The organism is Mesorhizobium sp. M7A.F.Ca.CA.002.04.1.1 (assembly GCF_004022805.1).
Classification (GTDB): domain Bacteria; phylum Pseudomonadota; class Alphaproteobacteria; order Rhizobiales; family Rhizobiaceae; genus Mesorhizobium; species Mesorhizobium ciceri.
Window position 1 is genome coordinate 1 of record NZ_RZPL01000008.1, and the last position, 25,774, is coordinate 25,774.

30 protein-coding genes are annotated in these 25,774 nt (G+C 62.5%); 12 read left to right on the forward strand and 18 right to left on the reverse strand.

The features are described from left to right. The 8 genes from ENZ75_RS00930 to ENZ75_RS00965 form a co-directional block, all read right to left on the reverse strand. The coding region (locus ENZ75_RS00930) for an ASKHA domain-containing protein (RefSeq protein ID WP_128277863.1) at positions 1-1,830 on the reverse strand (1,830 nt) is incomplete at its 3' end. Beyond that, entirely contained in the window at positions 1,781-2,755 is a 975-nt protein-coding gene (locus ENZ75_RS00935; RefSeq protein ID WP_013531167.1) for a methyltetrahydrofolate cobalamin methyltransferase, read from the reverse strand. The genes ENZ75_RS00935 and ENZ75_RS00930, both read right to left, overlap by 50 nt. An 81-nt stretch (positions 2,756-2,836) precedes the next feature. Then, a complete protein-coding gene (locus ENZ75_RS00940; protein ID WP_063168204.1) occupies positions 2,837-3,928 on the reverse strand; it encodes a methylenetetrahydrofolate reductase in 1,092 nt (363 codons plus the stop codon). Beyond that, positions 3,925-4,551: a methylenetetrahydrofolate reductase C-terminal domain-containing protein gene (locus ENZ75_RS00945; protein WP_013531169.1), complete on the reverse strand. Its 627-nt coding sequence runs from the start codon at positions 4,549-4,551 to the stop codon at positions 3,925-3,927. The genes ENZ75_RS00940 and ENZ75_RS00945 overlap by 4 nt, the downstream gene beginning before the upstream one ends. Beyond that, positions 4,544-4,846, reverse strand: a complete 303-nt coding sequence (locus ENZ75_RS00950; RefSeq protein WP_013531170.1) for a virulence factor — start codon at positions 4,844-4,846, stop codon at positions 4,544-4,546. Before ENZ75_RS00950 ends, ENZ75_RS00945 begins: the two co-directional genes overlap by 8 nt. A gap of 204 nt (positions 4,847-5,050) precedes the next feature. Then, a complete protein-coding gene (locus ENZ75_RS00955) occupies positions 5,051-5,833 on the reverse strand; it encodes a formyl transferase (RefSeq protein WP_027160505.1) in 783 nt (260 codons plus the stop codon). Between the two features lie 93 nt (positions 5,834-5,926). Further along, positions 5,927-6,502 (reverse strand): DUF4893 domain-containing protein, encoded by a 576-nt coding sequence (locus tag ENZ75_RS00960; RefSeq protein WP_013531172.1) that lies wholly within the window; start codon positions 6,500-6,502, stop codon positions 5,927-5,929. Between the two features lie 104 nt (positions 6,503-6,606). Then, entirely contained in the window at positions 6,607-7,236 is a 630-nt protein-coding gene (locus ENZ75_RS00965; protein ID WP_013531173.1) for a DUF1638 domain-containing protein, read from the reverse strand. Here ENZ75_RS00965 and ENZ75_RS35695 point away from each other — a divergent pair. Then, positions 7,222-7,440, forward strand: a complete 219-nt coding sequence (locus ENZ75_RS35695; RefSeq protein ID WP_318011966.1) for a hypothetical protein — start codon at positions 7,222-7,224, stop codon at positions 7,438-7,440. The genes ENZ75_RS00965 and ENZ75_RS35695 overlap by 15 nt on opposite strands. An 88-nt stretch (positions 7,441-7,528) precedes the next feature. Here the strand turns inward: ENZ75_RS35695 and ENZ75_RS00975 are convergent, their stop codons facing one another. Continuing rightward, the gene (locus ENZ75_RS00975; protein ID WP_013531175.1) at positions 7,529-8,227 is read right to left on the reverse strand and encodes a cobalamin-binding protein; all 699 of its coding nucleotides are present in this window, start codon (positions 8,225-8,227) and stop codon (positions 7,529-7,531) included. Between the two features lie 272 nt (positions 8,228-8,499). Here ENZ75_RS00975 and ENZ75_RS00980 point away from each other — a divergent pair, with 272 nt between their 5' ends. From ENZ75_RS00980 to ENZ75_RS01005, 6 genes are all read left to right on the forward strand, one after another. Then, entirely contained in the window at positions 8,500-10,074 is a 1,575-nt protein-coding gene (locus ENZ75_RS00980; RefSeq protein ID WP_024501311.1) for a trimethylamine methyltransferase family protein, read from the forward strand. An 89-nt stretch (positions 10,075-10,163) separates the two neighbouring features. After that, entirely contained in the window at positions 10,164-10,859 is a 696-nt protein-coding gene (locus tag ENZ75_RS00985) for a 4Fe-4S dicluster domain-containing protein (protein WP_063168203.1), read from the forward strand. 102 nt (positions 10,860-10,961) lie between these two features. After that, positions 10,962-11,639, forward strand: a complete 678-nt coding sequence (locus tag ENZ75_RS00990) for a FadR/GntR family transcriptional regulator (RefSeq protein WP_063168202.1) — start codon at positions 10,962-10,964, stop codon at positions 11,637-11,639. After that, positions 11,636-12,934 (forward strand): MFS transporter, encoded by a 1,299-nt coding sequence (locus ENZ75_RS00995; protein WP_063168201.1) that lies wholly within the window; start codon positions 11,636-11,638, stop codon positions 12,932-12,934. The genes ENZ75_RS00990 and ENZ75_RS00995 overlap by 4 nt, the downstream gene beginning before the upstream one ends. A gap of 110 nt (positions 12,935-13,044) precedes the next feature. Continuing rightward, positions 13,045-13,782 carry a dienelactone hydrolase family protein gene (locus ENZ75_RS01000; protein WP_063168200.1) on the forward strand — a complete coding sequence of 246 codons (738 nt, stop codon included), beginning with the start codon at positions 13,045-13,047 and terminating at the stop codon, positions 13,780-13,782. A 108-nt stretch (positions 13,783-13,890) separates the two neighbouring features. Then, on the forward strand, positions 13,891-15,069 hold the full coding sequence (locus tag ENZ75_RS01005; RefSeq protein ID WP_063168199.1) for an NAD(P)/FAD-dependent oxidoreductase: 1,179 nt from the start codon (positions 13,891-13,893) through the stop codon (positions 15,067-15,069). Between the two features lie 2 nt (positions 15,070-15,071). Here the strand turns inward: ENZ75_RS01005 and ENZ75_RS01010 are convergent, their stop codons facing one another. Genes ENZ75_RS01010 through ENZ75_RS01035 form a run of 6 tightly spaced genes read right to left on the reverse strand, consistent with a single transcriptional unit; the run spans position 15,072 to position 17,426 of the window. Then, entirely contained in the window at positions 15,072-15,479 is a 408-nt protein-coding gene (locus ENZ75_RS01010) for a DUF1801 domain-containing protein (protein WP_063168198.1), read from the reverse strand. A gap of 40 nt (positions 15,480-15,519) precedes the next feature. Beyond that, positions 15,520-15,912: a VOC family protein gene (locus ENZ75_RS01015; RefSeq protein WP_063168197.1), complete on the reverse strand. Its 393-nt coding sequence runs from the start codon at positions 15,910-15,912 to the stop codon at positions 15,520-15,522. Positions 15,913-15,951: 39 nt separating this feature from the next. Next, entirely contained in the window at positions 15,952-16,392 is a 441-nt protein-coding gene (locus ENZ75_RS01020) for a DUF1801 domain-containing protein (RefSeq protein ID WP_013531184.1), read from the reverse strand. Positions 16,393-16,404: 12 nt separating this feature from the next. After that, on the reverse strand, positions 16,405-16,626 hold the full coding sequence (locus tag ENZ75_RS01025) for a hypothetical protein (RefSeq protein WP_013531185.1): 222 nt from the start codon (positions 16,624-16,626) through the stop codon (positions 16,405-16,407). Positions 16,627-16,680: 54 nt separating this feature from the next. Next, on the reverse strand, positions 16,681-17,106 hold the full coding sequence (locus tag ENZ75_RS01030) for an SRPBCC domain-containing protein (RefSeq protein ID WP_013531186.1): 426 nt from the start codon (positions 17,104-17,106) through the stop codon (positions 16,681-16,683). Further along, positions 17,103-17,426: a metalloregulator ArsR/SmtB family transcription factor gene (locus tag ENZ75_RS01035; RefSeq protein ID WP_063168196.1), complete on the reverse strand. Its 324-nt coding sequence runs from the start codon at positions 17,424-17,426 to the stop codon at positions 17,103-17,105. The genes ENZ75_RS01030 and ENZ75_RS01035 overlap by 4 nt, the downstream gene beginning before the upstream one ends. Before the next feature lie 156 nt (positions 17,427-17,582). On the opposite strand from ENZ75_RS01035, the gene ENZ75_RS01040 reads away from it, so the two are divergent. The 3 genes from ENZ75_RS01040 (at position 17,583) to ENZ75_RS34220 (ending at position 20,758) form a co-directional block, all read left to right on the forward strand. After that, the gene (locus ENZ75_RS01040) at positions 17,583-18,143 is read left to right on the forward strand and encodes an RNA polymerase sigma factor (protein ID WP_013531188.1); all 561 of its coding nucleotides are present in this window, start codon (positions 17,583-17,585) and stop codon (positions 18,141-18,143) included. A gap of 2 nt (positions 18,144-18,145) precedes the next feature. Continuing rightward, positions 18,146-20,275: a VWA domain-containing protein gene (locus ENZ75_RS01045; protein WP_063168195.1), complete on the forward strand. Its 2,130-nt coding sequence runs from the start codon at positions 18,146-18,148 to the stop codon at positions 20,273-20,275. Between the two features lie 213 nt (positions 20,276-20,488). After that, a complete protein-coding gene (locus ENZ75_RS34220) occupies positions 20,489-20,758 on the forward strand; it encodes a hypothetical protein (RefSeq protein WP_024501300.1) in 270 nt (89 codons plus the stop codon). A gap of 15 nt (positions 20,759-20,773) precedes the next feature. Here ENZ75_RS34220 and bmt read toward each other — a convergent pair whose 3' ends face one another. Both bmt and ENZ75_RS01060 read right to left on the reverse strand, forming a co-directional pair. Beyond that, the gene (bmt, locus tag ENZ75_RS01055; RefSeq protein WP_063168194.1) at positions 20,774-21,796 is read right to left on the reverse strand and encodes a betaine--homocysteine S-methyltransferase; all 1,023 of its coding nucleotides are present in this window, start codon (positions 21,794-21,796) and stop codon (positions 20,774-20,776) included. A 131-nt stretch (positions 21,797-21,927) separates the two neighbouring features. Next, positions 21,928-22,785: a helix-turn-helix transcriptional regulator gene (locus ENZ75_RS01060; RefSeq protein WP_013531192.1), complete on the reverse strand. Its 858-nt coding sequence runs from the start codon at positions 22,783-22,785 to the stop codon at positions 21,928-21,930. A 230-nt stretch (positions 22,786-23,015) separates the two neighbouring features. Between ENZ75_RS01060 and ENZ75_RS01065 the strand changes: the two genes are divergently transcribed. Both ENZ75_RS01065 and ENZ75_RS01070 read left to right on the forward strand, forming a co-directional pair. Continuing rightward, on the forward strand, positions 23,016-24,026 hold the full coding sequence (locus ENZ75_RS01065) for a fatty acid desaturase (protein WP_164887705.1): 1,011 nt from the start codon (positions 23,016-23,018) through the stop codon (positions 24,024-24,026). Between the two features lie 91 nt (positions 24,027-24,117). Continuing rightward, positions 24,118-24,945, forward strand: coding sequence for a PhnD/SsuA/transferrin family substrate-binding protein (locus ENZ75_RS01070; RefSeq protein ID WP_063168193.1), 828 nt, complete (start codon positions 24,118-24,120; stop codon positions 24,943-24,945). Here ENZ75_RS01070 and ENZ75_RS01075 read toward each other — a convergent pair. Then, on the reverse strand, positions 24,910-25,774 hold an 865-nt coding region (locus ENZ75_RS01075; RefSeq protein WP_164887706.1), incomplete at its 5' end, for a Xaa-Pro peptidase family protein. The two genes, ENZ75_RS01070 and ENZ75_RS01075, sit on opposite strands and share 36 nt — an antisense overlap.

Consider the following 25,774-nt stretch of genomic DNA (forward strand, 5'->3'; position numbering starts at 1 on the left):
ATCCGGGATCAGGCCCAGCACCATGGCGTATTTCGGATCGATGAAGGAGCCGAAGGCGCCGGCGAAATGGATGCGGTCGACATGCTCGGTGTTCTGCTTTTCCATCAACAGCTTGGTGCCGGCATAAAGCGCTGCCTTGGCAAGCTGGATGGCGCGCACATCGGTCTGGGTGATGGTGATCTTCGGCCCATCTTCCGTCAATGCGGCGGAGCCGTCCTTCAGCACATAGGAGAAGGTGCGGCCGTTGGCCGTAACGCGCGGCGAGCGCGCCGAAAGCCCGCCGTCGATGACGCCGTCCTCGGAAATGATGCCGGCGAGATACATCTCCGCCACCACTTCGATGATGCCGGAGCCGCAGATGCCGGTGACGCCGGTCGCCTGGACGCTTTCCAGGAAGCCCGGCTCGTCGGACCACAGTTCAGAGCCGATGACGCGGTATTTCGGTTCAAGCGTATCGGGATCGATGCGTACGCGTTCGATGGCGCCGGGCGCTGCTCGCTGGCCGCCGGAGATTTCGGCGCCCTCGAAGGCAGGGCCGGTGGGCGAGGAGGCCGCAACCACCCGCTGGCGATTGCCGAGCACGATCTCGGCATTGGTGCCGACATCGACGATCAGCATCATCTCGTCCTGGCGATGCGGGCCTTCCGACAGCGTCACCGCCGCCGCATCCGCACCGACATGCCCGGCGATGCAAGGCAGCATGTAGAGCCTGGCGCCCTGGTTAAGCTTCAGGCCGATGTCGGATGCCTTGATATGCACCGCACCTGAGACAGCCAGCGCAAAGGGCGCGCCGCCAAGCTCGGTCGGATCGATGCCGAGGAACAGATGGTGCATGATCGGATTGCCGACGAAGACGCTGTCCAGGATGTCGTTGCGCTGGACATTGCCTTCGGCGCAGACCTTGTCGACGAGACCCGAGATCGCCTCCCGCACGGCGACCGTCATGCCCTCGCGGCCGTCCGGGTTCATCATCACATAGGAGACGCGGCTCATCAGATCCTCGCCGAAGCGGATCTGCGGGTTCGAGGTGCCCGACGAGGCGGCGACGCGGCCCGACAGCAGCGACACCAGATGCATGGCGATGGTGGTCGAGCCGATATCGCAGGCCAGCCCATAGGCTTCGTTCTTGAGGCCGGGCCAAAGTGCTACGACGCGCGCTGTCTCAGAGTCGGCATCCTTGTAGATGGCGGCGGTCGCGGTCCAGTTGCCCTTGCGCAGGATGCCTTGCACCTGCGGCAGCAGATAAAAATCGAAATCGAGGCTTTTCAAACCCCAATCGTGCATCAGCGCGATCTTCAGCCGGTCGAGATCACCAAGCGGCTTGTGCATGTCGGGTTCTTCGATCTCGACATAGCACATGCGGATCGCCGCATCGCGGGCGATGACCCTGGTGTCGGCATCCTTGCGGATGGTCTGCGCGTTGATGACCGTATCCTGCGGCACGTCGATGACGAGGTCGCCGAGGATTTGCGCCGAGCAGGAGAGGCGACGCCGTTCGGGTAGGCCGCGGACGCGCTCATAGCGCTCTTCCTTGGCGCCCTTGGGCGTGATGTGGTCGTTGGACGAAATGATCTTGTGCTTGGCGAAATTGCCTTCCTGCACTTCGATCTGGCAACGCCCGCAAGTGGCGCGTCCGCCGCACACACTTTCGACATAGACGCCGAGCTGGCGCGCGGCGTCTAGCACGGGTGTTCCAACAGGAAACCGCCCGCGCTTGCCCGACGGCATGAACAGCACGAGCGGGTCGGTGATGTTTGCAGGTGAATTCACGATTGCGCGCTTATCCTCGGCCCATCCGGGCTTCACGGCCGCCACGGCGGCGACCGCCATTGCCGGCGCCGTCGCCCGGCGCATTGACTTGCGTCGGGGCGGCAACGGCCTGGCCGCCTTCGGCCGGCTTGTAATCCTTGTAGGTGCGGATCCAGTTGGTGCAGTTCTCGTCGGTGCCGTTCAGCACATTGGCGCCGCGCACGGCTTCCATTTCCTGCGGCCGCACCGGGTTCATGATGGCCGAGGTCATGCCGGCGCCGATCACCATCGGGATGAAGGCGGCGTTGATGCCGTGGCGATGCGGCAGGCCGAAAGAGATGTTGGACAGGCCGCAGGTGGTGTTGACCTTGAGTTCTTCACGCAGACGACGCAGCAGCGCGAAGACCTGGCGGCCGGCATCGCCCAGCGCGCCGATCGGCATCACCAGCGGGTCGACGACGACGTCATGCGCCGGAATGCCGAAATCGGCGCAGCGCTCGACGATCTTCTTGGCGACGGCGAAACGCACGTCCGGGTCCATCGAAATGCCGGTCTCGTCGTTGGAGATGGCGACGACCGGCACGTTGTACTTCTTGACCAGCGGCAGGATGGCTTCGAGCTTTTCTTCCTCGCCGGTGACGGAGTTGACCAGCGGGCGGCCCTTGGCAACCTTGAGTGCGGCTTCGATCGCGGCGGTGACGGAACTGTCGATCGACAGCGGCAGGTCGACCAGCCCTTGCACGATCTCCAGCGTCTGCACCAAAAGGCCGGGTTCGGTCTCGTTCGGATTGACCGAGGTGACGCCGGCGTTGACGTCGAGCATGGTGGCGCCACAGGCTGCCTGCTCCAATGCGTCCCTGATGACGGTCTCGAAATTGCCCGCGATCATCTCGGCGGCCAGCTTCTTGCGGCCGGTCGGGTTGATGCGTTCGCCGATCACGCAGAACGGCTGGTCGAAGCCGATGATGATTTCTCGTGTCGCCGAAGCGACGATGGTACGGGTCATAAATTCTCTCCGCCGTGATATAAAGATTTCTTTATATCGTTGTCTGGTTTCGTTCAAGCGAATGGGTGGCCGTCCGCGCCGTCAGTGCGCGGTCTTCACCATATCCACCTGCGTTTCGGTAATATCGTCGTGCAGTATGTGCTCGAGCCGATCGGCGACCATCTGGTCGTCGCGGCGGATCTCGCGTTTCCATGGCTGGCGGCCCTTCAGCACGCCCGATTCATCGACGATCTCGGCGACATATTCCTCTTGCCGGTAGGCCATCACGTGAACGCCGGAAACACCTGATATTTCCTTCACCTCGTTGATGATGTCGATGCAGAGCTGCTTGCCTTCCTTTTTCTGGTCCTGGGCGCCTTCCAGCCGCTTGATGACGGAATCGGGAATATGGATGCCCGGCACGTTCGAGCGGATCCACTTGGCCGTCTTGGCCGAGGCGAGCGGCCCGACGCCAACCAGGATGAAGCATTTTTCGGTATAGCCGAGGTCGCGCACCTTTTGCATGTAGGTGCGGAACATGGGCACGTCGAAGCAATACTGGCTCTGTACGAATTGCGCGCCGGCGGCGATCTTCTTGCCCAGCCGGTGCGGGCGGAAGTCGATCGGCGGCGCGAACGGATTGATCGCAGCACCCAGGAAAAGCTGCGGCGGCGTCGTCAGCTTGCGGCCGGACAGGAACTTGCCGTTGTCGCGCATGATGCGGCAGGTTTCCAGGAGCGACATGCAGTCGAGATCGAACACCGGCTTGGCGCCGGGCTGGTCTCCGGCCTGCACGCCGTCACCTGTCAGGCACAGCATGTTGGCGACGCCCATCGCAGCCCCGCCCAGCACGTCGCCCTGGATGGCGATGCGGTTCTTGTCGCGGCAGGCGATCTGCATGATCGGCGCATAGCCCATGCGCGTCAAAAGTGCGCAGATGCCGACCGAGGACATGTGGCAGTTGGCGCCCGATGCATCGACGGCGTTGATGGCGTCGACCCAGCCGTCGAAGATTTTCGCCCTGTTGTAGACGTCTTCCGGATCGGCGCTGTCGGGCGGGTTGAGTTCCGTCGTCACAGCGAACTCGCCGCGCCGCAGTACGCGCTCCAGCCGACCGCGCGAGGTGTGGCCGGGCAGGGGTTCGAGCGGCAGGTGGATGCCGGCCGGGTTTTCGTCGCGCTGGCGGCCGATCATGCCGACGCCCCGGTGCTGGCCGCCTCATTCTTGGCGGCAGCGGCGGCTTCGCGCGCGGTGGCCGCCTGCGCGGTCACCCGCAGCCAGGCCGAGGTTTCACGCAGCGACTGGTCGACCGGCTTCTGCACGGTCAGGATCCTGTCGCTGTGCACCATGTTCTGCGAGCCTTCCCAGGCCTTGACCCAGACGCAGGGCATATCGGGCTCGACCTCGCAATTGCCGTTGGCGCGGACACCGCCGCAAGGGCCGTTGCGCAATTGCTTGGGGCAGTTCATCGGGCAAGACATGCCTGTCGAGGACAAGATGCACTGGCCGCACATGCGGCAGTCGAACATGAAGCCCTTGACGCGCTTCTCGACAAATTTGATCGGCCCTTCGACACGGCCATAGCCTATGCCTTTCCATAAGGGATGGAGGAGCAGGAACATGTCGGCGAATTTGGCGTAGAACCATTCGAGTAATCGCGAGTGCCGCACCGACCATAATCTGACCGCGAAGGAACGCTGCACGCGCCGCTGCGGCGATACGTCGGCCGGCTTGTAGTCGGATTTCGGCGCTGCCTTCTTGACCAGAGTGGCCTGGGTAACAGCCGGCCTCTCCTTGGCAGGAATGGTTTCAGACATTTTCTTTGCCGCCCGCCTTGACCAGAGCGACCAGCCGCTCGCGGTCATATCTCGTGTCGATGTCGTTGAATGCCTTCTCGACTTCGGCTTCGAGGTCGTCGCCGACCGGAATGGGATCGGCTTTGCGCCATTCGGCCAGATAGTCGTCTGTACCGCCGGCGCCGGTGCGCATGGCGCACATGTCGATCGCCTCGGTAAAGCGCAGCGGCAGTTCGCGCTTGGCGTTCTGCCGGCCCTTCTTGACGATCACCTGGGCAGGGATGTCGCGCCAGTAGACGACGATCAGATCGGCCATGAATTCTCACTCCTCGAACTATCGAGCATTGCCGCAAGCGCAGTGGTGCCGCTTGTTATGGGACGACGCGCGCGCATTCAAAAGCGACGCATATCGATGTCGTAAAATGAAAAGTGGGTTTATTCGTTTGCGGCGTGTGCCGGCGCCCGGTCCAGCGCGTCGGAAACGCTGGCGCGCAGTATGCCGTCCAGGACGAAAAACGCGCTACCAGATGCCAGTTCTGAGGCCCGTCCAGACGTAGAACCAGATCGTCGGATGATACCAGAGTTTCGAAGGCAGGCCGGGATCGATCGTCGTGAGTTTTCCAGCCAGTGCATCGCTGACAGCCTCGACGCAGATGTCGCGCGAGAACGCCGTCTGGCGTAGCGCGTGACTTGAGATGGTGTCGCCTTTTTTCGATCTGCCGCGCGCCTGCTTCAGCACGCCACCAGTGTCGACGCCAGCGTCGACGAGGTGGACAGTCGTGCCGAAATTCTCCGCATCGCCTGATACCAGAGCCCAATAGCCGCCATTCATGCCGCGATATTTCGGCGTGATGCCCGCATGGTAGTTGAGCACCGGGCAGGGCATTTTGCTCAGCATCTCAGCCGAGATTAGTCGGCAACCGTTGAGCAGCACAACGCCTGGCCGGATCTTCTGGATCGCCTGCAGGCACTCAAGCCCATTGGCCGAGGCTACCGGGATGATCTCCTGGCCTGGTCGCGGCTCAACCTCCAGCTTCTCCTCGGCAATCAGTCGCGCGCTATGGCCGGCCAGGAATCGCTTGCCCAACCTACTCAGTACCATCGTGCCAAGCTGGCCGATGGCGGAAATCCAGCCTTGGCGGCGAGCCCGGCCACGCAGCAATTGCTTTTTGGATTCAGGCGTTTCGAGGACGACGCTGACAGGACCTACGCGGTCGGCGATCGCATTGATCATAGCCCAGACATGCTGGCCGCCTCCGGTGACGACCACGATCGGACGCGTATTGGATTCTGATGCTGCCATGGATCTTGCCCCCTCCAAGCAACCCTTCTCGACAATAGACGGGATGCTAGGGTGTCCGGGTTAATCCTTGGTGATCAGCTCTTCGATACACAGTCAGCGCTTGAATTCGATGATATCGAGCTTCGATTCATAGTAGGGCGCCGGAAATTCGATGCGCCATTCCTTGGCGCTGTTGCGGAAGGCGTAGCCGACCTGGTCGGTTTGCGGACCGCTGCCATAGGGCTTTGCCGGATCGCTGTTGACATAGAAGGAGCCGAGATAGATCGCGCGTTTCTCGCCATCGTCGAAGAAACGGCCCCTGGTGCGCTGCGAGCCGCTGATCTTCTCCAGCCGCCAGCCGGAACCGTCATCGGTCACCTTGCACTTGAACCAGCCATAGATGACGAGCGGCAAAGGTCCGCCGGCCTTGATGGTGCGGCACTGCCAGTTGCCGGTCAGGTCCTTGTCGGAAAAGGCCACCAGCGGCTTTGCCAACAGGGCATCGAGTTGCTTGACCTCGGCCGGGTTGCCTGTCTTCGCCTCGGCAAGGGCTGCCTTGCGGGTCTCGCCATATTTGTCGAGCCGCGTCTTGTCGGCCGGGGTGATGAGTTTCTGTATCTCGCCGTCGGCATGGGCGGGCAGGGCCAAACAGAGGAGGCCGAGTGCAGCTATCAAGAGGCGAGGGGTCATCAGTGCGTTTCCATGGCTGGCAGTCTGTTTGCTTGTGGCGCACACCTTACCCGTCCACGGCGGCCTGTCATCTAGCCTTGAGTCATCGCGGGGCAAGAATTGCTTCAGGCGCCTGCAGCCGCCTGCGCCATCCCGGCCGTCAGGTCGCCATAACCGGTGGCGCGGCGTTCATAGACGAGACCGAGCATTCTGGCGGCTTTTTCGGCGACCTTGTCGAGTTCCGGATCGTTGGTCTGGGCGAGGTAGATCAGCTTCTCGTAATTGCCGAAATAGTCCTTGATCAACTCCGGGTGCTTGTCGAGGCCGAGCGGTTTCATGAAGAAAGCGTCGAACTGCCGGCAGAGGAAGTCGGTCATGTAGAACGACATCATGTCGTCGTCTGCGACTTTCGCATAGGCCTCCATGCCCTGGTAGAAGGCGAAGCAATGCGGGCCGGCCATGCGCTCGACGCCATGCTTCTCGCAGATGCGGTCGAGCAGACCGCCGGTGCCGCAATCGGCATAGCCGACGAAGATGTTGCTGTAGCCTTCCGTCTTGGCTTTTTCGATCGCCTTGTCCATGGCCGGTGCGATGCGGTCCGGGTAGAAATGGAATTCCGCCGGCAGGCAGGTCAGGTCGAGGTGATCCAGCCCGAGCTGTTCCTTGACGGCCAGAACTTCGCGCGCAATCATCCCGCAGGCGATGACGAGCAGCCTGTCGTCTTGATTCGGTTTCGTTTTTTGCGTCTTGGCCATGGAACCAGTCGAGCGGCCTTCGTTGTTGTGGCGCTAATTTATCTGTTGAGGGAGACACCGTCCATGAAACTGCTGCGCATCACGCCGATTGCCATCCTGGCCTGCGCCTTGGCCCTTGCGGCCTGCGCGAACACCGTCCGTGGCGTCGGCAGGGATGTCAAATCGACGGCCAAGGCGGTCGAGGACACCGTCACCAAGCCCTGATCCGCACGCGGCCACCTCATCATCTGGTAACAAAAAAGCCGCGCTGCAAGGGCGCGGCTTCTCCTGTCGTCCAGGCCGAATTGGCCAATCAGGCCGAAGCGCGCACATTGTGCTTGCGCTTCATGAAGTCCTTGGCGGTCTCGACCGCCACCGCCGCGTCGCGGCAATAGGCATCGGCGCCGACGGCCTTGCCGAATTCCTCGTTCAGCGGTGCGCCGCCGACCAGCACGACATAATCGTCGCGGATGCCCTTTTCCTTCATCGTGTCGATGACGACCTTCATATAGGGCATGGTCGTGGTCAGCAGTGCGGACATGCCGATGATGTCGGGCTGGTGCTGTTCGATCGCATCGAGATATTTCTCGACCGCATTGTTGATGCCGAGATCGATGACGTCGAAGCCAGCGCCCTCCATCATCATGCCGACAAGGTTCTTGCCGATATCGTGGATGTCGCCCTTGACGGTGCCGATGACCATCTTGCCTTGCTTGGGCGCGCCGGTGGCGGCGAGCAGCGGGCGCAGGATGAACATGCCCGCCTTCATCGCATTGGCGGAAAGCAGCACTTCCGGCACGAACAGGATGCCGTCGCGAAAATCCTCGCCGACGATGCGCATGCCTTCGACCAGCGCCTCGGTCAGCACCTTGTAAGGCGCCCAGCCGCGCTCGAGCAGGATGTTGGTGCCTTCTTCGATCTCTTCCTTCAGCCCGTCATAGAGATCGTCGTGCATCTGCTGCACCAACTCGTCGTCGGAAAGTTCGGAAAGGATGATCTCGTCGTCGGACATTTGTATCGAGCTCCTGCCGGCATCGCGACCATGTCGCAAGGCACATATCTTCGCGTTCATACCTAACCCGCTGAGGGCATGTATCCATAGCTGATTTGCGACTTCCCGCAAAAGGAAAGCGACCGTAACTCTCTTGGAATTCTTGTCGATTTTGCGACAGGCGTTGGCGCTGGCGGGCCGTTTCGAATAGGGTGCATGGCTACGATCTGGCAAGAAGCGGCGAGAGCAGCCGCTATGGATTCCAGACAAGAACAGATTCAGGGAAGAACACCATGAGCGAACACGCGGCAGTCGATCAGGAAGCGTCAAACGCGCGACGTGGGCGCGGCGCCAGCGGCGGGGCTGCTGCCCGGCGGGCCGCGCGTTCGGGCGGAGGCCCGGGCACGCAGCTCACCTACATCAAGCGCAAGATCAACGTTTACGAGGTGCTGGACGAGGAAGGCCTGGCGCTGATCGAGAAGAACACCGACACGGTGCTCGAGGAGATCGGCATCATCTTCCGCGACGATGCAGAAGCGCTGCAACTGTGGAAAGAGGCCGGCGCCGACGTCAAGGGCGAGCGCGTGCATTTCCCGAAGGGGCTGTGCCGTTCGCTGCTCAAGACCGCACCGTCCGTCTACACCCAGCACGCCCGCAATTCCGAGCGTTCGGTGCAGATCGGTGGCAATGCCACCGTGTTCGCGCCGGTCTATGGCCCGCCCTTCGTGCGTGACCTCGACGGTGTCAGGCGCTACGCGACGATCGAGGATTTCCAGAATTTCGTTAAGCTCGCCTATATGGCGCCGTCGATCCACCATTCGGGCGGCACGGTATGCGAGCCGGTCGATGTGCCGGTCAACAAGCGCCACCTCGACATGATCTACAGCCACATCAAATATTCCGATAAGCCGTTTATGGGCTCGGTGACCGCGCCGGAACGCGCCGAGGACACCGTCGCCATGGCCAAGATCGTGTTCGGCGACGATTTCGTCGAGAACAACACGGTGCTGACCAGCCTGATCAACGCCAACTCGCCGATGGTGTTCGACGAGACCATGCTCGGTGCGCTGAAGGTCTATGCGCGCCACAACCAGGCCTGCATCGTCACGCCGTTCATCCTCGCCGGCGCGATGAGCCCGGTGACGGTTGCCGGCACGCTGACGCAGGTTCTGGCCGAAGTGCTGGCCGGCGCGTCGTTCACGCAGCTCATCCGTCCCGGCGCGCCGGTGCTGTTCGGTACCTTCGCCTCGTCGATTTCGATGCAGTCGGGGGCGCCGACCTTCGGCACGCCGGAGCCGTCGCTGGTTTCCTATGGCGCCGCACAGCTGGCGCGCCGTCTCGGCCTGCCGTTCCGCACCGGCGGCTCGCTCTGCGCGTCCAAGGTTCCGGATGCACAAGCGGCTTATGAAAGCGCCAACACGCTGAACTCGACCATCCTGGCCGGCACCAATTTCGTGCTGCACTCGGCCGGCTGGCTCGAGGGCGGGCTGGCCTCCTGCTACGAAAAGTTCATGATGGACATCGACCAGCTCGGCATGACGCAGAAATTCTCCGAAGGCGTCGACCTGTCGGAAAACGGCCAGGCGATGGACGCCATCCGCCAGGTCGGGCCGGGCAGCCATTATCTCGGCTGCGACCACACCCAGGCCAATTTCCAGACCGCCTTCTACCGCTCCAACATCGCCGACAACAATTCCTACGAGCAGTGGCTGGCCGAAGGCGAGAAGACAGCGCCGCAGCGCGCCAACGAACTCGCGCGCCGCTGGCTGGAAAGCTATGAGGCGCCGCATCTCGATCCGAGCATCGACGAAGCGTTGAAGGACTTCATCGCCAAGAAGAAGGGGTCGATGCCCGACGCCTTCACTTGAAAGGAGCCCGAGTCAGGCGGGGCTAAAGTCGCCAACATCATCCACAAGGAAGTCTGGCGGAGCGCGTTCTCCGATCCGGACAAGAAGGGATGATTACGCCCGCCGGCAGCGTTGACCGCATTGCTGCGGCGCTTCTCGCCAACGGCCTTGTTCTTCGCGGCGGCTTCAATTTTACGCCAAGCGATGCGCCGCCAACGGGATCATCGGGTGCGCCGGCAGCGGCCGTCCTGCTGGTGGGGCAGGCGGGCGCGGCACCCTGGCCGCATTTCCTGCGTTGGTGGGAGCAACAGCCACAGGCAATCGCCAATCCGCTCGACACATGGTCGCGCGAAGTGATCGGCGCCGTGGCGCAGGATTTTGGCGCACGGGCGATTTCTCCGTCGGACAAGCCCTATCTGCCGTTCCAGCAATGGGCGATGCGGGCGGAGGGGCTGAAACCGTCGCCGCTCGGCATCCTCATGCATCCGCGCTACGGGCTATGGCATGCCTACCGCGGTGTGCTGCTGTTTGACGACGAAATTCCAGTTCAAGTTGCCGAGGCAGCGCCCCACCTTTGCGATAGCTGCGCCGAGAAACCCTGCCTGAAATCCTGCCCGGTCGACGCCTATTCCGTGCAAGGATTCGCTTATCAATCCTGCCTGGCGCATGTGGGGGGAGCGAATGGCGAACCCTGCCGCAGCGGCGGTTGCCTCGATCGCAATGCGTGCCCCTATGGCACGGGGTATCGCTATCCGCCGGAGGTCCAGGCCTTTCACATGGCGAGCTTCGCACGGGCCACCAGCTGATCCGTTCCCATTGCATGGTGCTCGTTGGCTTCGATGAGCATCTTGACGGCAGCTAGAAGCAGGCCTATTCATCAAGTCATCTGATGACTTATGAATAGGCCTATGCAACCCGCCACCAGAACCAATCTCACCGACAGCGCCACCAGCAGCCTGCGTGCGGAGATCGTCAGCGGCCGCTGGGGCGTCGGCGAGCGCATTCCCAATGAGGCAGCCCTGACCGACCTTCTGTCGGTCAGCCGCGGCACGGTGCGCGAGGCGGTGCGGGTGCTGGTCTCGCAAGGATTGCTGGATACGCGCCAGGGCTCGGGCACATATGTGCGCTCTACCGTCGATGCCTCTGCCGCGCTCGACCGGGTCAAGCGCACCGGCCTGCGCGATCAGTGGGAGGCGCGGGCGGCGCTCGACCTGGAGGCGGCACGGCTCGCCGCCATGCGCCACACGCCAGCCGATCTTGAGACGATGCGGCAACTGCTTGCCGAACGCGGCACCGTCGCGGACGGCGGAAGCGATGCCTTCATCCGGCGCGATCTCGCTTTCCACAAATCGGTTGTCGCGGCGTCCGGCAACAAAGCGATGATGGAGCTCTACGACTTCTTCACCGCCGCCATCACCGAGACCATCCATGCCACCATCGACGGCGATCTGCCCGAACCGGACCACCAGGCGCATGCGGCTATCGTCGACGCCATTGCCGCGAGCAATCCCGAGCGCGCCGTTGCCGCCGTTCGCGCCTTCATGGCGCCGGTGCTTGCCCAACTTGAAAGACTGCTTTCGCAATGAACCAGAGTTTTCGTCAGCCTGACCCGACGGCGCAATCCGCCGCCATCGAGGGTCTGGAACTCATCGATGCCGAGGCCGACAGCCTGCCCGCGCCGCAGCCGCCTGAACTGCGCAGCCGTGCGGCGCGCATCGTGCTTGGCGCGAGCCTTGTGCTGATCGCCTTCAGCCTGCGGCCGCTGTTTTCCAGCCTGTCGGTACTGCTGCCCGAGGTGATGCAGGCAACCGGACTGTCGACGACGGGCGCCAGCCTGCTGACGACGCTGCCCGTTCTGTGCCTGGGTCTGTTCGCGCCCTTCGCGCCAAGACTTGCCCAGCGCTATGGAGCCGAGCGCACTTTGCTCGGGGCGCTCACCTTGCTGGTGCTGGGAACCGGCCTGCGCTGGTTCGGTACGGTTCCCCTGCTGTTTGTCGCCACCTTCCTTGCCGGCGGCGCCATTGCCATCGGCAATGTGCTGCTGCCGGGCCTGGTGAAGCGAGATTTCGCCGACAAGGCCGCCGTCATGACCGGGCTCTACACCATGGCGCTCTGTGCCGGCTCGGCGGCCGCCGCCGGCTTCACACTGCCGATCGAGCATTTTGTCACCGGTTCGTGGTCCGGGGCACTTGCTGCCTGGGCGGTGCCTACACTGGTCGTGCTTTTGATCTGGATTCCGCAGGCGCTGGGCAGCCGTCGGCAGGTCAGTCATCGGGGCTTTCGCGTCGTTGGTCTCTGGCGCGATCGCCTGGCCTGGCAGGTGACGCTGTTCATGGGCCTGCAGTCGGCACTTGCCTATTGCATCTTCGGTTGGCTGGCGCCGATCTTGCGCGAGCGTGGCTTCGATGCGGCCACCGCCGGCGCCATGGTTTCGGTGTCTGTCATGGCGCAAGTCATCACCTGCCTCGCCGTGCCATCCTTCGCGATGCGGCTGAAAGACCAGCGCGGCATCAATGTGGCGCTCGTTGCCACGGCGGTGATCGCGCTGCTCGGCATTCTGTTCGCACCGACCTCGACCGTGCTGTTCTGGGCGATCCTGCAAGGCATCGGGCAGGGCGGCCTGATCGCGGCTGCCATGAGCCTGATCGTGCTGCGTTCGCCGGATTCGCATGTCGCCGCGCATCTTTCAGGCATGGCGCAAGGCGTCGGCTATGTGTTGGCGGCATTCGGCCCGCTGCTGGTGGGCCTGATCCGCGACTGGACCGGCAGTTTTTCGGGAACGGCGTTCCTGTTCGTCGCGCTCGGGCTTGGCGTAGCCATTATGGGGCTCGGTGCCGGCCGCGCGCTGCATGTCGGTGCGCGGACGGTGCGAGAAGGCTAGCAATAGCGTCACGCAATCCCGCACGAAATTTTGACTGCCATGCTCAGGGAGCGCCTTGCCGTATAGGCTTGCGCGGATATGTATCGCGCATCTGTCGAACGGAGCGAGCGATGACGAAACACGACCTTCAGATCAAGACCAGGGATGGTGTTGCCAATGCCGGGCTTTTCCGCTCGGCAAACGCATCTCCTGCCAAGGCCGGCGTCATTCTCTATCAGGACGCCTTTGGTCCGCGGCCGGCGCTCGACAGTATGGCCGAGCGACTGGCGAATGAAGGCTATGCGGTGCTGGTGCCCGACCTGTTCTACCGCAATGCACCCTACGGGCCGTTCGACGCCAAGACCGCCTTCGCCGAGGAAAAGACCAAAATCCCGCTGATGGCGCTGGTCACCGGCACGACGCAGGACATGACCATCAGCGACAGCGGTGCGTTCCTCGATGCGCTTGCGGCAGAAGGCATTACCGGGCCGATCGGCACCATCGGCTATTGCATGGGCGGCGGTCGATCATTGAATGCGGCTGCAACCTATCCCGAACGGATAAAAGCGGCCGCAAGCTTCCATGGCGGCAATCTCGCCAGCGACGCCGCCGACAGCCCGCATCGCAAGGCAGCCTCGACCAAGGCGCGCGTCTATGTCGGCACATCCGGCGTCGACAGGAGTTTCCCGCCGGAACAGTCGGCGCGGCTGGCCGAGGCGCTCAGGGTTGCGGAAGTAGATCATGTCATCGAGAACTATGCCGGCATGGCGCATGGCTGGTGCGTGCCCGATCACAGCGTTTTCAATGCCGCGGGCGCCGAACGCCACTGGAAGCGCTTGACGACGTTGTTCGCAGAGACGCTGATCTGAGCCTTTGCCTGGCTGTTCTTGCCTGTTGGCTGTCCGCCCCGTTCGCGGTATCAGGCAGCACAAATGCGCTGCGCCGGATGAGTGGGCCGAGCGGGAACGAACAGCCTGATGCAATCCTATGATGTCGTGATCATCGGCGCGGGTGCCGCCGGAATGATGTGCGCCGTGGAGGCGGCCAAGCGCGGCCGTTCTGTACTGATCCTCGATCATGCGGCGGCGCCTGGCGAGAAGATCCGCATCTCCGGCGGGGGCCGGTGCAATTTCACCAACATCCATGCCAGCCCGAAGAATTTTCTGTCGGGCAATCCGCATTTCTGCATTTCGGCGCTCAGCCGCTATACGCAACGCGATTTCATCGCCCTCGTCGAACGCCACCGCATCGCCTATCACGAAAAGACGCTTGGGCAGTTGTTCTGCGACGGCTCCGCACGCCAGATCATCGACATGCTGGTCTCGGAAATGCAGGACAAGGGCGCCGAACTGGTGCTGTCGACCAGCGTTGAGGATGTCCGCAAAACCGTGGAGGGGTTTGTGCTCACTCTCTCCACGGGCACGATTAGGTGCCAGTCTCTGGTCGTGGCCTGCGGCGGCAAGTCGATCCCCAAGATGGGGGCGACCGGTTTCGGCTACGAGCTTGCCGGACAGTTTGGGCTTGCCATCGTCGAAACGCGGCCGGCGCTGGTGCCGCTGACCTTCGACGCAAACACGCTCGAACGGCTGGCGCCGCTGGCCGGCAACGCCGTCGACGCGGAAGTCTCCTGCGGCAAGACGCGGTTCTCCGAAGCGATGCTGTTCACGCATCGCGGCGTCAGCGGACCGTCCATCCTGCAGATCTCGTCCTATTGGCGCGAGGGCGACGAAATCCGCATCGCCATGCTGCCGGGAGTTGATGTGGCGGACCTCATTCGTAGTGCCAAGCGCGGTAATGGGCGGCAGGCGGTGCAGACCGTGCTGGCAAATCACCTGCCGAAGCGGCTGGCGCAGTCGATCGCCGAACGAACCGGCATCGACGGCAACCTCGCCGATCTTGCGGACGCCCAGATCAAAACCATAGCTGCCGCAGTCAATGACTGGCGCATCAAGCCTGCCGGTTCTGAGGGCTACCGCACCGCCGAAGTGACACTGGGCGGGGTCGACACCAACGGGCTGGACCAGAAGACGATGCAGGCGAAATCCGTGCCGGGCCTGTTTTTCATCGGCGAAGTCGTCGATGTCACGGGTTGGCTGGGCGGTTATAATTTCCAGTGGGCATGGTCGTCTGGCTGGGTGGCAGGCCAGGCAGCATAGACTTACTTCCGTGGCTTCGCCCCAGTAGCTGCCGGCGCCTTTTTCTTCTTTTTGGCCTTGTTGTAATCGATGGCGGCACGGACGAGCTCTTTCAAAGCGCTCTCATTGAGCCTGTCGCCCTTGAACACATCGATAGCCCGCCACACCTTGCCGCCAAAACCATTGTTGAACAGCCTGTCGGGATCCGGCAGGCTGGCGCCATGGGAAAAGGTCAGCTTCACCTTGTCCTTGTGGGCGTTGCCGACCACGATGTTGCCGTCGAAGCACCATACCGGGCTGCCCATCCACTTCCACTCCTCGATGATGTCCGGGTCGGCTGCAAGGATGGTCTTGCGGATGTCGGCGAGCGTCTCGCCGCGCCAGTCCGAGAGACCGGCGATCAACTGGTCGATCTGTTGCGAGGGGGTCATTTGGTGTCTCCTGTGCGTCGACGCGTTCAACCGCTGCCTGTCACCAGCGCGCCAGTTGGGTGATCTGAACGAGGTTGCCGCAGCTGTCGTTCAGCTGGGCGATGGTTGAACCGGTCACCTCGGTCGGCGGCACGGTGAACGCGCCACCCTTCGCCTTGATGCGCTCGTAGTCGCCCTTGACGTCGTCGGTGAAGAACATGACCGCAGGCTGACCCTGCTGGAAGATGGCTTCCTGATAGGCCTTGGCGGCCGGGTTGTCGTTGAGCGCGAGCTGCAGTTCGGTTCCATCAGGCTCTTCAGCCGAGGTCACTGTCAGCCAGCGATAGGGCCCGTTGCTGAAATCGGCCTTCTTGGTGAAGCCCAGCACGTCGGTGTAGAAGCGCAATGCGTTTTCCTGGTTGTCCACATACACGCTGGTCAGCTTGATCTTCATCGCTCTTTCTCCTCTGTCGTATTCTTGCGTCTGTGGCCGCTACGGGGTCCAGCCGGGCAGGGCGGCGGCCTGCTTGATCCATTCCGCCATTTGCGCCTCGTCGAACCGGTCTTCGCGGATGTCGATCCAGCGCACATCCTTGCTCTTGGCCGTGCCGCCTGGTGGGATCGGTTGCAATGAGATGCCACTGAAAAAGGTCATCTTCACATAGTGGGTGAATACATGGAAACTCGCGAACCAGCCCTGGCCTTCGATGCCGTAGAAGGGTGAGTTCCATCGCACGGCCTTGCGGACGTCAGGCACGTTGCCCACGATGAGCGCGTCGAGGCGCTCGCCCAGGCCGCGCTTCCAGTCCGGCATCGCAGCGATATAGGCCTGCACCGGGGCGTCGCCGTCGCCCTTGGCGATTTGCGGGTTGCCGCCGGAGAGCAGCACTGGCGCAGCCTTGGCCTCGGTCGATTGTCCCTGCGTCTTGGCCACTCTGCCCCACTCCTACCCGCCGGCACGCTGCACGCCGCGTCCCTTGGCGGCATAGGGCAGCACGAACATGTACAGGCCGCTGAGCAGCAGCAGGAGGAGCGGCAGGAGCGGCGAGTAGACCACCCAGGCGGGAGGCTGCCTGAATGCCATGGTGGCGAAGTTGGCGATGACGGTCAGCGCAAAGATGATCGACAGCCAGCGATGCATTTGCCGAACCCACTTGTTCCAGTCCAATAGTTCCTCCTGTCAAAACAGCCGGTGCGGGCCACCGATCCGCACCTGCGAGTTTCAATCTATCCGCGCCAGGACCTGACTCAGATTTGCAAAGTACTGTCGCCACCCGCTCGTCGCGCCCCGATACGCCTGCTCCTGATCCGGCCGGAAGCCGGACTGTTCCATACGCAACCGGGTGCCTGTGCTGGTCGGCACGAGGGTCCAGGTGACGACACTCTCAAGGCCATAGGCCTGCCAGGTGTAGGACAGTGTCTTGTTCAACTCGACGGCTGTTACCTGACAGTCCACAACGATGCTCACGTCAGGTTGCGGTTCCTTCCGCAGCTTGAAGCGGTGGTCCACGACTGGCTTGAAGTCGTTCTTCATCAGCCATTCCTCGATCAGATGCGGTTGGGTCAGCGCGCGCCAGATTTTTTCCGGCGGATAGGGGATCTCACGTTCGACGATGACAGAGCGCGTTTCGGTCGCAATGTTGGTCATTGGTCGATTCTTTTGAGCAAATTTTCGAGATCGTCGAACCGGCTCTGCCAGAACGCGTTCATCTGGTTCGTCCAGTCGGTCAGTGGGGAAAGTGCTGCCAGTTGGGCGCTGTAATGGGTCTGCCGTCCTTGATGGCGATCGCGCACCAGCCCGGCCTGCTTGAGCACGCCGAGATGCTTCGACACCGCAGGTTGAGAGACCCCCGACTGAGCCGTCAGGGCGCCGACCGTCTGCTCGCCTTGCCGGCACAGGCGCTCGAAGATCGCGCGACGCGTCGGATCGGAGAGCGTTCTGAAGAGGACATCGTGAGCGTTCGTCATCCGGGATCGATAACCCTGTGGCTATTGATTTACGTATAACTGTCGAGATATGGATATGTCAAGCGGGGGTGTTGACGGTCCCGATCCGGCGGTTTCCAAAAAAATCTTTCCATTGCCCCAAGGATTAGCCATTAGCCTTCGTCCAACAGGCAAATGATGGCGATGATGCTGGATGAGAGCGAAGCCTCCGACGCCGAACTGATCGGGCGGGCGAAGGGCGGAGACAGGAGGGCCTTCAGCACATTGCTGGAAAGGCACTATGACTTCGTCTATCGCGCCGCCTATCGCTGGTGCGGCAGGAAGGCCGATGCCGAAGACATCGCCCAGGAAGTCTGCGTCAGGCTGGGCAAAGCGATCCGCGACTATCGCGGCGGCGGCGCCTTCACCACATGGCTCTATTCCGTGACGATGAACGCCGCGCGCGACGTGATGCGAAAGTCCGCCCGCGAGACCGTCAAGACCGAGGCCTATGGCGTCCATGCACTGATCTCGGGCGAGGCGTCGGTCGAACCGGAAGACCCTGCCGAAGCGCTGTGGGCGGCCGTCCGGCGATTGCCGGACAAGCAGCGCGACGCGGTGCTGCTGGTCTATGGCGAAGGGTTGAGCCATGCGGCCGCGGCCGAGGCGATGACAATCTCGGAGACGACGGTTTCCTGGCACATCCATGAAGCGAAGAAACGGCTGAAGACGCTGATGCGCGCGGCCGGGGAAGTGTGACCATGGTTGACGACAACGAACTCAACAGACTGCGCGATATAGCAGCGCCGGCGCCCGCCAAGGATGCCAAGGCACGTGCTTTCGAAGCCGCCCTGCGTGCATACGATCAGGAAAATATTTCTGCCGTTACCCAAGGATCGGTTGGCGGGCTTCGTCTCACAGAGCGAGCACAAAAGCTCTGGAGCGAGATCATGCAAAAGAAACTCATTGCCACGCCGGTTCTTGCCGGGCTCGTCGCCCTGCCGATCGCCGGATACGCCACCTTCCATATGCTGAGGGAACAGCCGCCGAAATTCGGCGGCGACGAGAAAATCACCGAGACGCTGGCCGACAAGCCGGCGACCGTCAAGCCGGCGACCGTCAAGCCGACGACCGCCGAGCCGAAGCCGGCTCCGACCGGGCTGGAGACGGACAAGAAAGCCGACGCCGATGTGGAAAGCCGCGACGCGACCGATGCGCCTGTGGCGCCGGCCTCGCCGCAGAAATCCGAATCGACCGTTGCTTCCGGCGCGGCACAACAGAATGCACTGGAGCGCGGTGTGCTGGCCGAGCCTGCGCCACCGGCACCGACAGGCGAATTCGCATTGGATGGCGCCGTAAGTGCGCCCAGTACGTCGCGGGCCCGCATGCCGGCCGAGTCCAAGCTGATGGCGCCGCAGCAGCCGTCGACCTTGCCGGCCGACCAGATGCAGCCGCAACCGGAAAACCGCGACCGCATCGAGGATTTCAAGACCAATCCGGTGCATGCGGCACTCGAGGATCCGGTCTCGACCTTCTCGATCGACGTCGACACAGCCTCCTATTCCTTCGTGCGCAGCTCGCTGAAGCAGGGCACCCTGCCGCAGGTCGATACTGTCCGCGTCGAGGAGATGATCAACTACTTCCCCTATGACTGGAAGGGTCCGGAGTCGGCCTCGACACCATTCAACTCGACCGTCAGCGTCATGCCGACGCCGTGGAACACGCATACCAGGCTGATGCATGTCGCCATCAAGGGTTTTGACGTCAAGCCGACCGAGCAGCCGAAGGCCAATCTGGTCTTCCTGATCGATGTCTCGGGCTCGATGGACGAGCCGGACAAGCTGCCGCTGCTCAAATCGGCTTTTCGGCTGCTGGTCAGCAAGCTGAAGGCCGACGACACGATCTCGATCGTAACCTATGCGGGTGACGCCGGCACGGTCCTGGAGCCGACCAAGGCGTCCCAAAAGGACAAGATCCTCAGTGCCATCGACAATCTGACGCCCGGCGGCAGCACGGCCGGCGAGGCGGGCATCAAGGAAGCCTACAGGCTGGCGCAGAAATCCTTCGTCAAGGACGGCGTCAACCGGGTGATGCTCGCCACCGACGGCGACTTCAATGTCGGCCAGAGCGACGACGACGATCTGAAGCGGCTGATCGAAAAAGAGCGCAAGACCGGTGTCTTCCTGTCGGTGTTCGGCTTCGGCCGCGGCAATCTGAACGACCAGATGATGCAGACCATCGCCCAGAACGGCAACGGCACCGCCGCCTATATCGACACGCTGGCCGAAGCCGAGAAGGTGCTGGTCGAAGATGCATCGTCGACGCTGTTCACCATCGCCAAGGACGTCAAGATCCAGGTCGAGTTCAATCCGAACAAGGTCTCGGAATATCGCCTGATCGGCTACGAGACCCGCGCCTTGAACCGCGAGGATTTCAACAATGACCGCGTCGATGCCGGCGATATCGGCTCGGGCCATTCCGTCACCGCGATCTATGAAATCACGCCAAAGGGCAGCGGCGGCGAACAGATCGACGCGCTGCGTTATGGCCAGGCGTCGGTGGACAATGGCGGCGTTGCCAATGCGGACGAATATGCCTTCGTCAAGATCCGCTACAAGCTGCCGAATGAAGACGTCTCGAAGCTGATCACCACGCCGGTGACCTCGGCCAACGAGATCTCGTCTTTCGACCAGGCCAGCACCGACCAGCGCTTCTCCGTCGCGGTCGCCGCCTTCGGCCAGAAGCTGCGCGACGAGGATGCGACCGCGAAGTTCGGTTACGACAAGATCATGGAGATCGCCACTGCCGCTCGAGGAGCCGACCCGTTTGGGTACAGGTCCGAGTTCCTCTCGCTTGTGCGCCTTGCCTCGGCGCTGGGCGGTAATCGGTAGTGGGTGATGACGGCCGGTTTCTTTCAGATGGGATCGTTCTGACAGGGGAAACCGACCGCGGGCGGGTGAGGCATGCCGGCGAGGGGTTCATTCCCTTGCCGGCCTTTTTTCGGAGAATCTCCAGGTCGTTAAATTGCGCGGCATTTCCGGTAGCGGATCGCAACCCCCTGCTTGTTACGCAGGACAGGTGTACCGGGCTTGAGGGAGCCGAAATTGCAGATCAGGACTATCGCCAACTCGACACCGCCGGCACGAGATGCTTCGGCGGTTTCATCGGCCCCATCATCGGAATCCAGGCGTATCAGTGACGATGTCGCGCAGGCGCGCCACACCGCCATGTCGGCGCTGACCAACGACCGCTTCCGCATCATGCTGGAGCAGATAACCGATCCGGTTTCATCCGGCGCGCTGATGACGATGCACAGCGACAATGTGGTCGACTTCAAGTCGGCGCAGTCGAGCTACGCCGACAACAGCGAATAATCGAAACCGATAAGCTCAGGCCCGGCTGCGGCGGCGCTCGCGGCGGGCTTCGCTGGTCTCGGCGGTATTTTCCGTCGCCGCCTTGTTGCGCATCGGGCCGATGCGCTCGACGATCGCGGCAACCGTCGGACGATCCGCCTTGGTGTGCGCGTCGAGCGCCTTGCGCATGGCGGCAAGGTGCTGGAACGAGGTGCCGCAGCAGCCGCCGATAATTTTGGCGCCGCCATCGACGGCGAGCCTGACATAGTCGGCCATCAGTTCGGGTGTGCCGGAATAATGGATTTCGGTGCCGCGGAATTCGGGAATGCCGCAATTGCCCTTGACGATCACCGTTGCCTCCGGCTTCGCCTCGGTCATGTCGAGCAGCGAGGCCAGGATGTCAGACGCGCCGACGCCGCAATTGGCGCCAACGCCAAGCGGCGCCTGCGACAGCCCGTCGGTGACGCCGTGGATATCCCTGGGTAGCAGGCCCATCATGGTGCGGCCGGCGGTGTCGAAGGAACCGGTATAGGTGTAGGGCAGGCCGACGCGGATGGCAGCCTCGGCGGCGGCGCGGATCTCGTCGGGAGCAGACATCGTCTCGATCCAGGCGACTTCGGCGCCGCCTTCCTTGAGACCCTCGATCTGCTCGGCGAAGGCGTCGACCGCCTCGTCATAGGTCATGGCGCCAAGCGGCACCAGCAATTCGCCGGTCGGTCCGACCGAACCGGCGACGATGACCTTGCGGCCAGCTCTGTCGGCGACGGCGCGCGCGATCTCGGCGGCGCGCTGGTTCAGCGCATGCACGCGATCCTGCGCATGATGCAGCTTCAGCCGGTGGCGGGTGCCGCCGAACGAGTTGGTGAGGATGATGTCGGCCCCGGCATCGACGAAATTCTGATGCAGGCTGGTGATGGTGTCGGGCGCCGTCTCGTTGAGCAGCTCGGGCGCCTCGCCGGCTTCCAGCCCCATGGCGAAAAGGTTTGTGCCGGTGGCGCCATCGGCCAGCAGCACGCCCTTTTCGGCCAGCAGAGCATCGATCGGGTTGGTGGTCGTCATCGGATTGGCTTTCATGTTTCGAAGTCGAATAAGGATATAAAGAAGTCTTTATGTGTAGTCAATGGAATGGCGGCAACGCGGCCACCAATGCGGAGGCCGGTTTCCGTCCGAAGGATCATTGTTGCCGAAGATCAGACAGTGCCTGTTGGGAACGACATGCCGGCCAGTCTGTGCGCGAAGCCGGACGCCTCGTGCGCATTGATGTCGGCGGCCCGGATCAGATTGTCGAAGTGCTGGATCAGCGTCTGGATCGGCTGAGTGGCGTTGAGCACCAGATACATGTCGCCGACATAGATGGCGGCGCGATAGGGTCCGAAGATGGTGTAGGGGATCGAATAGCGCATCCGCCCGTCATAGAGAAACAGCCGGAAGGTCGGGTAGAGGTCGTCGAGCAGCGTCGCCATGTGCAGCAGCTGGGCGCGCCGGTCGGCTTCGGGGAAACGGTCCCAGACACCCAGCCCGCGGGCAAATATCTCCAGCGTGTGGCGCGGCATGCAGACTTCCATGTCGGTCTCAGGCCGCCTGTTGTAGTCGATGCGGTATTGCGTTTCGCCGGCCTGCGCCAGGCGGCTCTTGTTGGCGATGCCGGCTTCGTAGTCGACCAGCGCTTCGGTGCGCAGAAGATCGGGAATGCCGGCAGGCACGTAGCGGATCTTGGTGCCTGCCGCCTCGGCATGCCATTTGGCCAACAGCGTGCGGTCGAAACCATCCGGTGCCTCTTCGATCTCCAGGCTTTCGCGGATTTCGCCGGTGAGACCTTCGTCCTGGCTGAGGCCGAGGAGCCAATCGAGCGACACCTTGAACTCGGCGGCGATGTTAAGCAGTGTTTCGGCGCGGGGCAGGCGCGTCGAGGCGCCCGACAGCAGTTGCGACAGCGCCGAGCGGTCGATGCCGACCGCGGTTGCAAAGGCCGACTGGTTCAGGTCGGAGCGTGTCAAGAGCATTTTCAGTCGCTCGCGGAAGATCGTCGACAGGTCGCGCTTGTCCATGTCCGTGCTCCACCTGGATTGAGGAAAAATTTGCGCCGGAACCGCTCCGAGGGTGGCGTTAGGCGTAAATGAATCCCTAAGTCTGTTTACAATGTATAACATGTGCGGTCAAAAATGCGCAATCGCAACAGTTTGTGCACTTTGTCTCGTTGAGTGGAATCATTTCTCCTGACACAATGCTGTCAGGAATCAATTGGGATTCCGGCGACTGAGGGGCAGTGGTCGATAGCATGACGAGCAAGAGCATCAGGCGACACAGCGTACGGGCCATTGAGTGGCCAACCGTGGTACTCGCCTTCTTCTGCTACGCGACATGGCTCGCCACCGGTTTCCTGCTCTGGCCTTCCTATCCCGTCCTGGCGCTCGCCGTCCTCGCCTTCACCGCCGCATTGCAGTCGTCGATCATGCACGAAGTGCTGCACGGGCATCCGACGCGCAACGCGCGGGTCAACGAAGCCTTCGTGTTTCTGCCGATCGGTCTGGTCTGGCCGTTCCGCCGCTTCAAGACCATTCATCTGCGTCACCACGCCGACGAGCGGCTGACCGACCCGCTCGATGACCCGGAAAGCTATTATCAGGCGCTCTGGCAGCATGACGAGCTGCCGCCGACGATGAAATTCCTGCTCAAGATCAACAACACCATGGCAGGCCGCTTCGTGCTCGGCCCGTGGCTGTCCTGCGTCGGCTTCTTCATCGACGATGCCAAGCAGGTGATCGCCGGCGACAAGCCGATCCGCAAGGCCTGGCTGCTGCATGCGATCGGCCTGGCCGTCGTGCTGCCGACCGTTCAGTTCGGCTTCGGCATCCCGCTGTGGCTTTACATTCTGGTGCCGGTCTGGCTCGGCCAGTCGCTGATCTCGATCCGTACGTTCGCCGAGCATCAATGGTCGGAACATCCGGAAGGCCGTACGGTGATCGTCGAGCGCTCGCCGCTGTCGTTCCTGTTCCTCAACAACAATCTGCATTTCGTCCATCACAAGACCCCGACCGTGGCCTGGTACAAGCTGCCCAAGCTGTTTCGCGACCGCCGTGAGGAATGGCTGCGGATGAACAATGGCTATGCCTATCCGAATTATTTCGCGCTGGTCAAAGCCTATGCGTTCAAGGCGAAAGAGCCGATCGTGCACCCGGTGCTGCGGCGTGCGCCTGAGCCGGGCAGGGCCTTCAAGCCGCGCATCAGGGCGCGCAGCATCAGCGGGCTCGGCAGTGCGCCGGTTCCCGCCGAGCCGCCCAAGGAATAATTCCGGCCTACCCGGAATCCGTGTCGGCCAATTCTGATTGGACGCCGCGTTTTCGCGATCCTTTTTCCAGACATGATGATTTGATATCGGCATGAGTGAATTGGTTGCGGCGTTGCCGATGTATGATTGGCCCGAAATGCGCGATGAGGTCGACGCGCAATGGGTGCTGCTGCGCGATGCGTTTCGGCAAAAGGGGATCGACGCGCCGGAAGCCATCGTGCGGCGCAATGGCGACCTGCCGCCGGTGCCGGGCGGAATTCGCGATGCTGCCGGTGCATTGATCGCACCCGATCCCGCGACATTGCCGCCGGATGAACTCGATTTCCATAGATTGTGGCTGCATCCTTTGCTGCTGTTCGCGCAGACCTGCTGGGGGCCGATGGAACTTGGCCTGTCCAGGCATGTGCAGGTGGTCGGCCAGCCGAGCTATGACGCCTATGAAGGCGGGCAGGGCGAGCTCTATTCGAGCGCTCTGGTGATGCGGATAGGCGAGGGACCGGAAGTTCGATCGCCTGCGGATGGCAGCGCTCTCATCCCGCTCGATCTGATCCGCGGCAAGCGCTTCACCTTCAACAGCCTCGATTCCATGTCGGGCATCATTGCGCTGACGCGCGACCTGCAAGCGGCCGGCGAAGGCTTGGACATCTTTTCGTCGCGTAGCGAGAGCGGCGGTCACCGCGCTTCAATCGTCGCCATTGCCGAGGGCTGGGCCGATGTTGCAGCGATCGACTGCGAAAGCTGGGCGCTGGCGCAGCGCTTCGAGCCAGCAGCGCGGAAAGTCGCGATCGTCGGCTGGACCGGACGGCGCAAAGGCCTGCCGTTCATCACGGCGAGGGCAACGCCGGAAAAGACAGTCAGGGCAATGCGAGAAGCGCTTGCCGGACTATCCGAGCAGCCTCGTATCCAGCGGGTAGGTTGAGAGCTGTTCGTTGCCGGCCTCGGTGATCAGGATCTGCTCTTCGAGCTTGACGCCTTCGCGCCCGCCAAGCCGGCCGATATAGCTTTCCACGCACAGCACCATGCCAGGTTCCAGCACGCCGTCCGGCGTGTCCGATGTCCAGTCGCTGGCATGCGGCAAGGTCGGGTATTCATCGGCCAGACCGACGCCGTGATAGAGCACGCCGTAGCGCGTCGGGAAGCAGTCACCCGGCGGCACCGCCGAGGCTTCGACGAGGTCGCGAAACGAGATGCCTGGCTGCATCAGAGCCGTGTTGTGTTCGATCTGGTCGGCGGCGATGCGGAACAGGGCGCGCTGTTCATTCGACGGGTTTGCATCGCCGCACAGCCAGGTGCGCGACAGGTCGGCGCAGAAGCCGTAGGGGCCGATCAGGTCGGTGTCGAAGGCGACGAGATCGCCAGCCTCGATCTTTCGCGAAGAGCATTCCTGGAACCACGGATTGGTGCGCGGGCCTGACGTCAGCAGTCGCGTCTCGATCCACTCGCCGCCGCGCGCGATGTTGCCACGATGCAATTCCGCCCATAGCTCGTTCTCGGAAATGCCCGGCTTCAGCGCCTGTTCCATCTCGCCCATCGCCGCTTCGCAAGCGACAATCGCCCGGCGCATGGCGAGGATTTCGTCCGGCGATTTGATCAGCCGCGCGTTCTCCATCACGGCTTCGCCATTGCCGATGGAAATGCCGAGGCGAGCCAGCTCCTCGACGCCTTCGGGATTGATGTGGTCGACGGCGATGCGGCTGTTGCCGCTACCATATTCCCTGACCAAATCGGCTATTCCGGCGGCCCAACGG

Coding starts and splice junctions, on each gene's coding strand:
- ENZ75_RS00935 (WP_013531167.1), bottom strand. CDS start 2,755: ATGACCCGTACCATCGTCGCTTCGGCGACACGAGAAATCATCATCGGC.
- ENZ75_RS00940 (WP_063168204.1), bottom strand. CDS start 3,928: ATGATCGGCCGCCAGCGCGACGAAAACCCGGCCGGCATCCACCTGCCG.
- ENZ75_RS00945 (WP_013531169.1), bottom strand. CDS start 4,551: ATGTCTGAAACCATTCCTGCCAAGGAGAGGCCGGCTGTTACCCAGGCC.
- ENZ75_RS00950 (WP_013531170.1), bottom strand. CDS start 4,846: ATGGCCGATCTGATCGTCGTCTACTGGCGCGACATCCCTGCCCAGGTG.
- ENZ75_RS00955 (WP_027160505.1), bottom strand. CDS start 5,833: ATGGCAGCATCAGAATCCAATACGCGTCCGATCGTGGTCGTCACCGGA.
- ENZ75_RS00960 (WP_013531172.1), bottom strand. CDS start 6,502: ATGACCCCTCGCCTCTTGATAGCTGCACTCGGCCTCCTCTGTTTGGCC.
- ENZ75_RS00965 (WP_013531173.1), bottom strand. CDS start 7,236: ATGGCCAAGACGCAAAAAACGAAACCGAATCAAGACGACAGGCTGCTC.
- ENZ75_RS00975 (WP_013531175.1), bottom strand. CDS start 8,227: ATGTCCGACGACGAGATCATCCTTTCCGAACTTTCCGACGACGAGTTG.
- ENZ75_RS00980 (WP_024501311.1), top strand. CDS start 8,500: ATGAGCGAACACGCGGCAGTCGATCAGGAAGCGTCAAACGCGCGACGT.
- ENZ75_RS00985 (WP_063168203.1), top strand. CDS start 10,164: ATGATTACGCCCGCCGGCAGCGTTGACCGCATTGCTGCGGCGCTTCTC.
- ENZ75_RS00990 (WP_063168202.1), top strand. CDS start 10,962: ATGCAACCCGCCACCAGAACCAATCTCACCGACAGCGCCACCAGCAGC.
- ENZ75_RS00995 (WP_063168201.1), top strand. CDS start 11,636: ATGAACCAGAGTTTTCGTCAGCCTGACCCGACGGCGCAATCCGCCGCC.
- ENZ75_RS01000 (WP_063168200.1), top strand. CDS start 13,045: ATGACGAAACACGACCTTCAGATCAAGACCAGGGATGGTGTTGCCAAT.
- ENZ75_RS01005 (WP_063168199.1), top strand. CDS start 13,891: ATGCAATCCTATGATGTCGTGATCATCGGCGCGGGTGCCGCCGGAATG.
- ENZ75_RS01010 (WP_063168198.1), bottom strand. CDS start 15,479: ATGACCCCCTCGCAACAGATCGACCAGTTGATCGCCGGTCTCTCGGAC.
- ENZ75_RS01015 (WP_063168197.1), bottom strand. CDS start 15,912: ATGAAGATCAAGCTGACCAGCGTGTATGTGGACAACCAGGAAAACGCA.
- ENZ75_RS01030 (WP_013531186.1), bottom strand. CDS start 17,106: ATGACCAACATTGCGACCGAAACGCGCTCTGTCATCGTCGAACGTGAG.
- ENZ75_RS01035 (WP_063168196.1), bottom strand. CDS start 17,426: ATGACGAACGCTCACGATGTCCTCTTCAGAACGCTCTCCGATCCGACG.
- ENZ75_RS01040 (WP_013531188.1), top strand. CDS start 17,583: ATGGCGATGATGCTGGATGAGAGCGAAGCCTCCGACGCCGAACTGATC.
- ENZ75_RS01045 (WP_063168195.1), top strand. CDS start 18,146: ATGGTTGACGACAACGAACTCAACAGACTGCGCGATATAGCAGCGCCG.
- bmt (WP_063168194.1), bottom strand. CDS start 21,796: ATGACGACCACCAACCCGATCGATGCTCTGCTGGCCGAAAAGGGCGTG.
- ENZ75_RS01060 (WP_013531192.1), bottom strand. CDS start 22,785: ATGGACAAGCGCGACCTGTCGACGATCTTCCGCGAGCGACTGAAAATG.
- ENZ75_RS01065 (WP_164887705.1), top strand. CDS start 23,016: ATGACGAGCAAGAGCATCAGGCGACACAGCGTACGGGCCATTGAGTGG.
- ENZ75_RS01070 (WP_063168193.1), top strand. CDS start 24,118: ATGAGTGAATTGGTTGCGGCGTTGCCGATGTATGATTGGCCCGAAATG.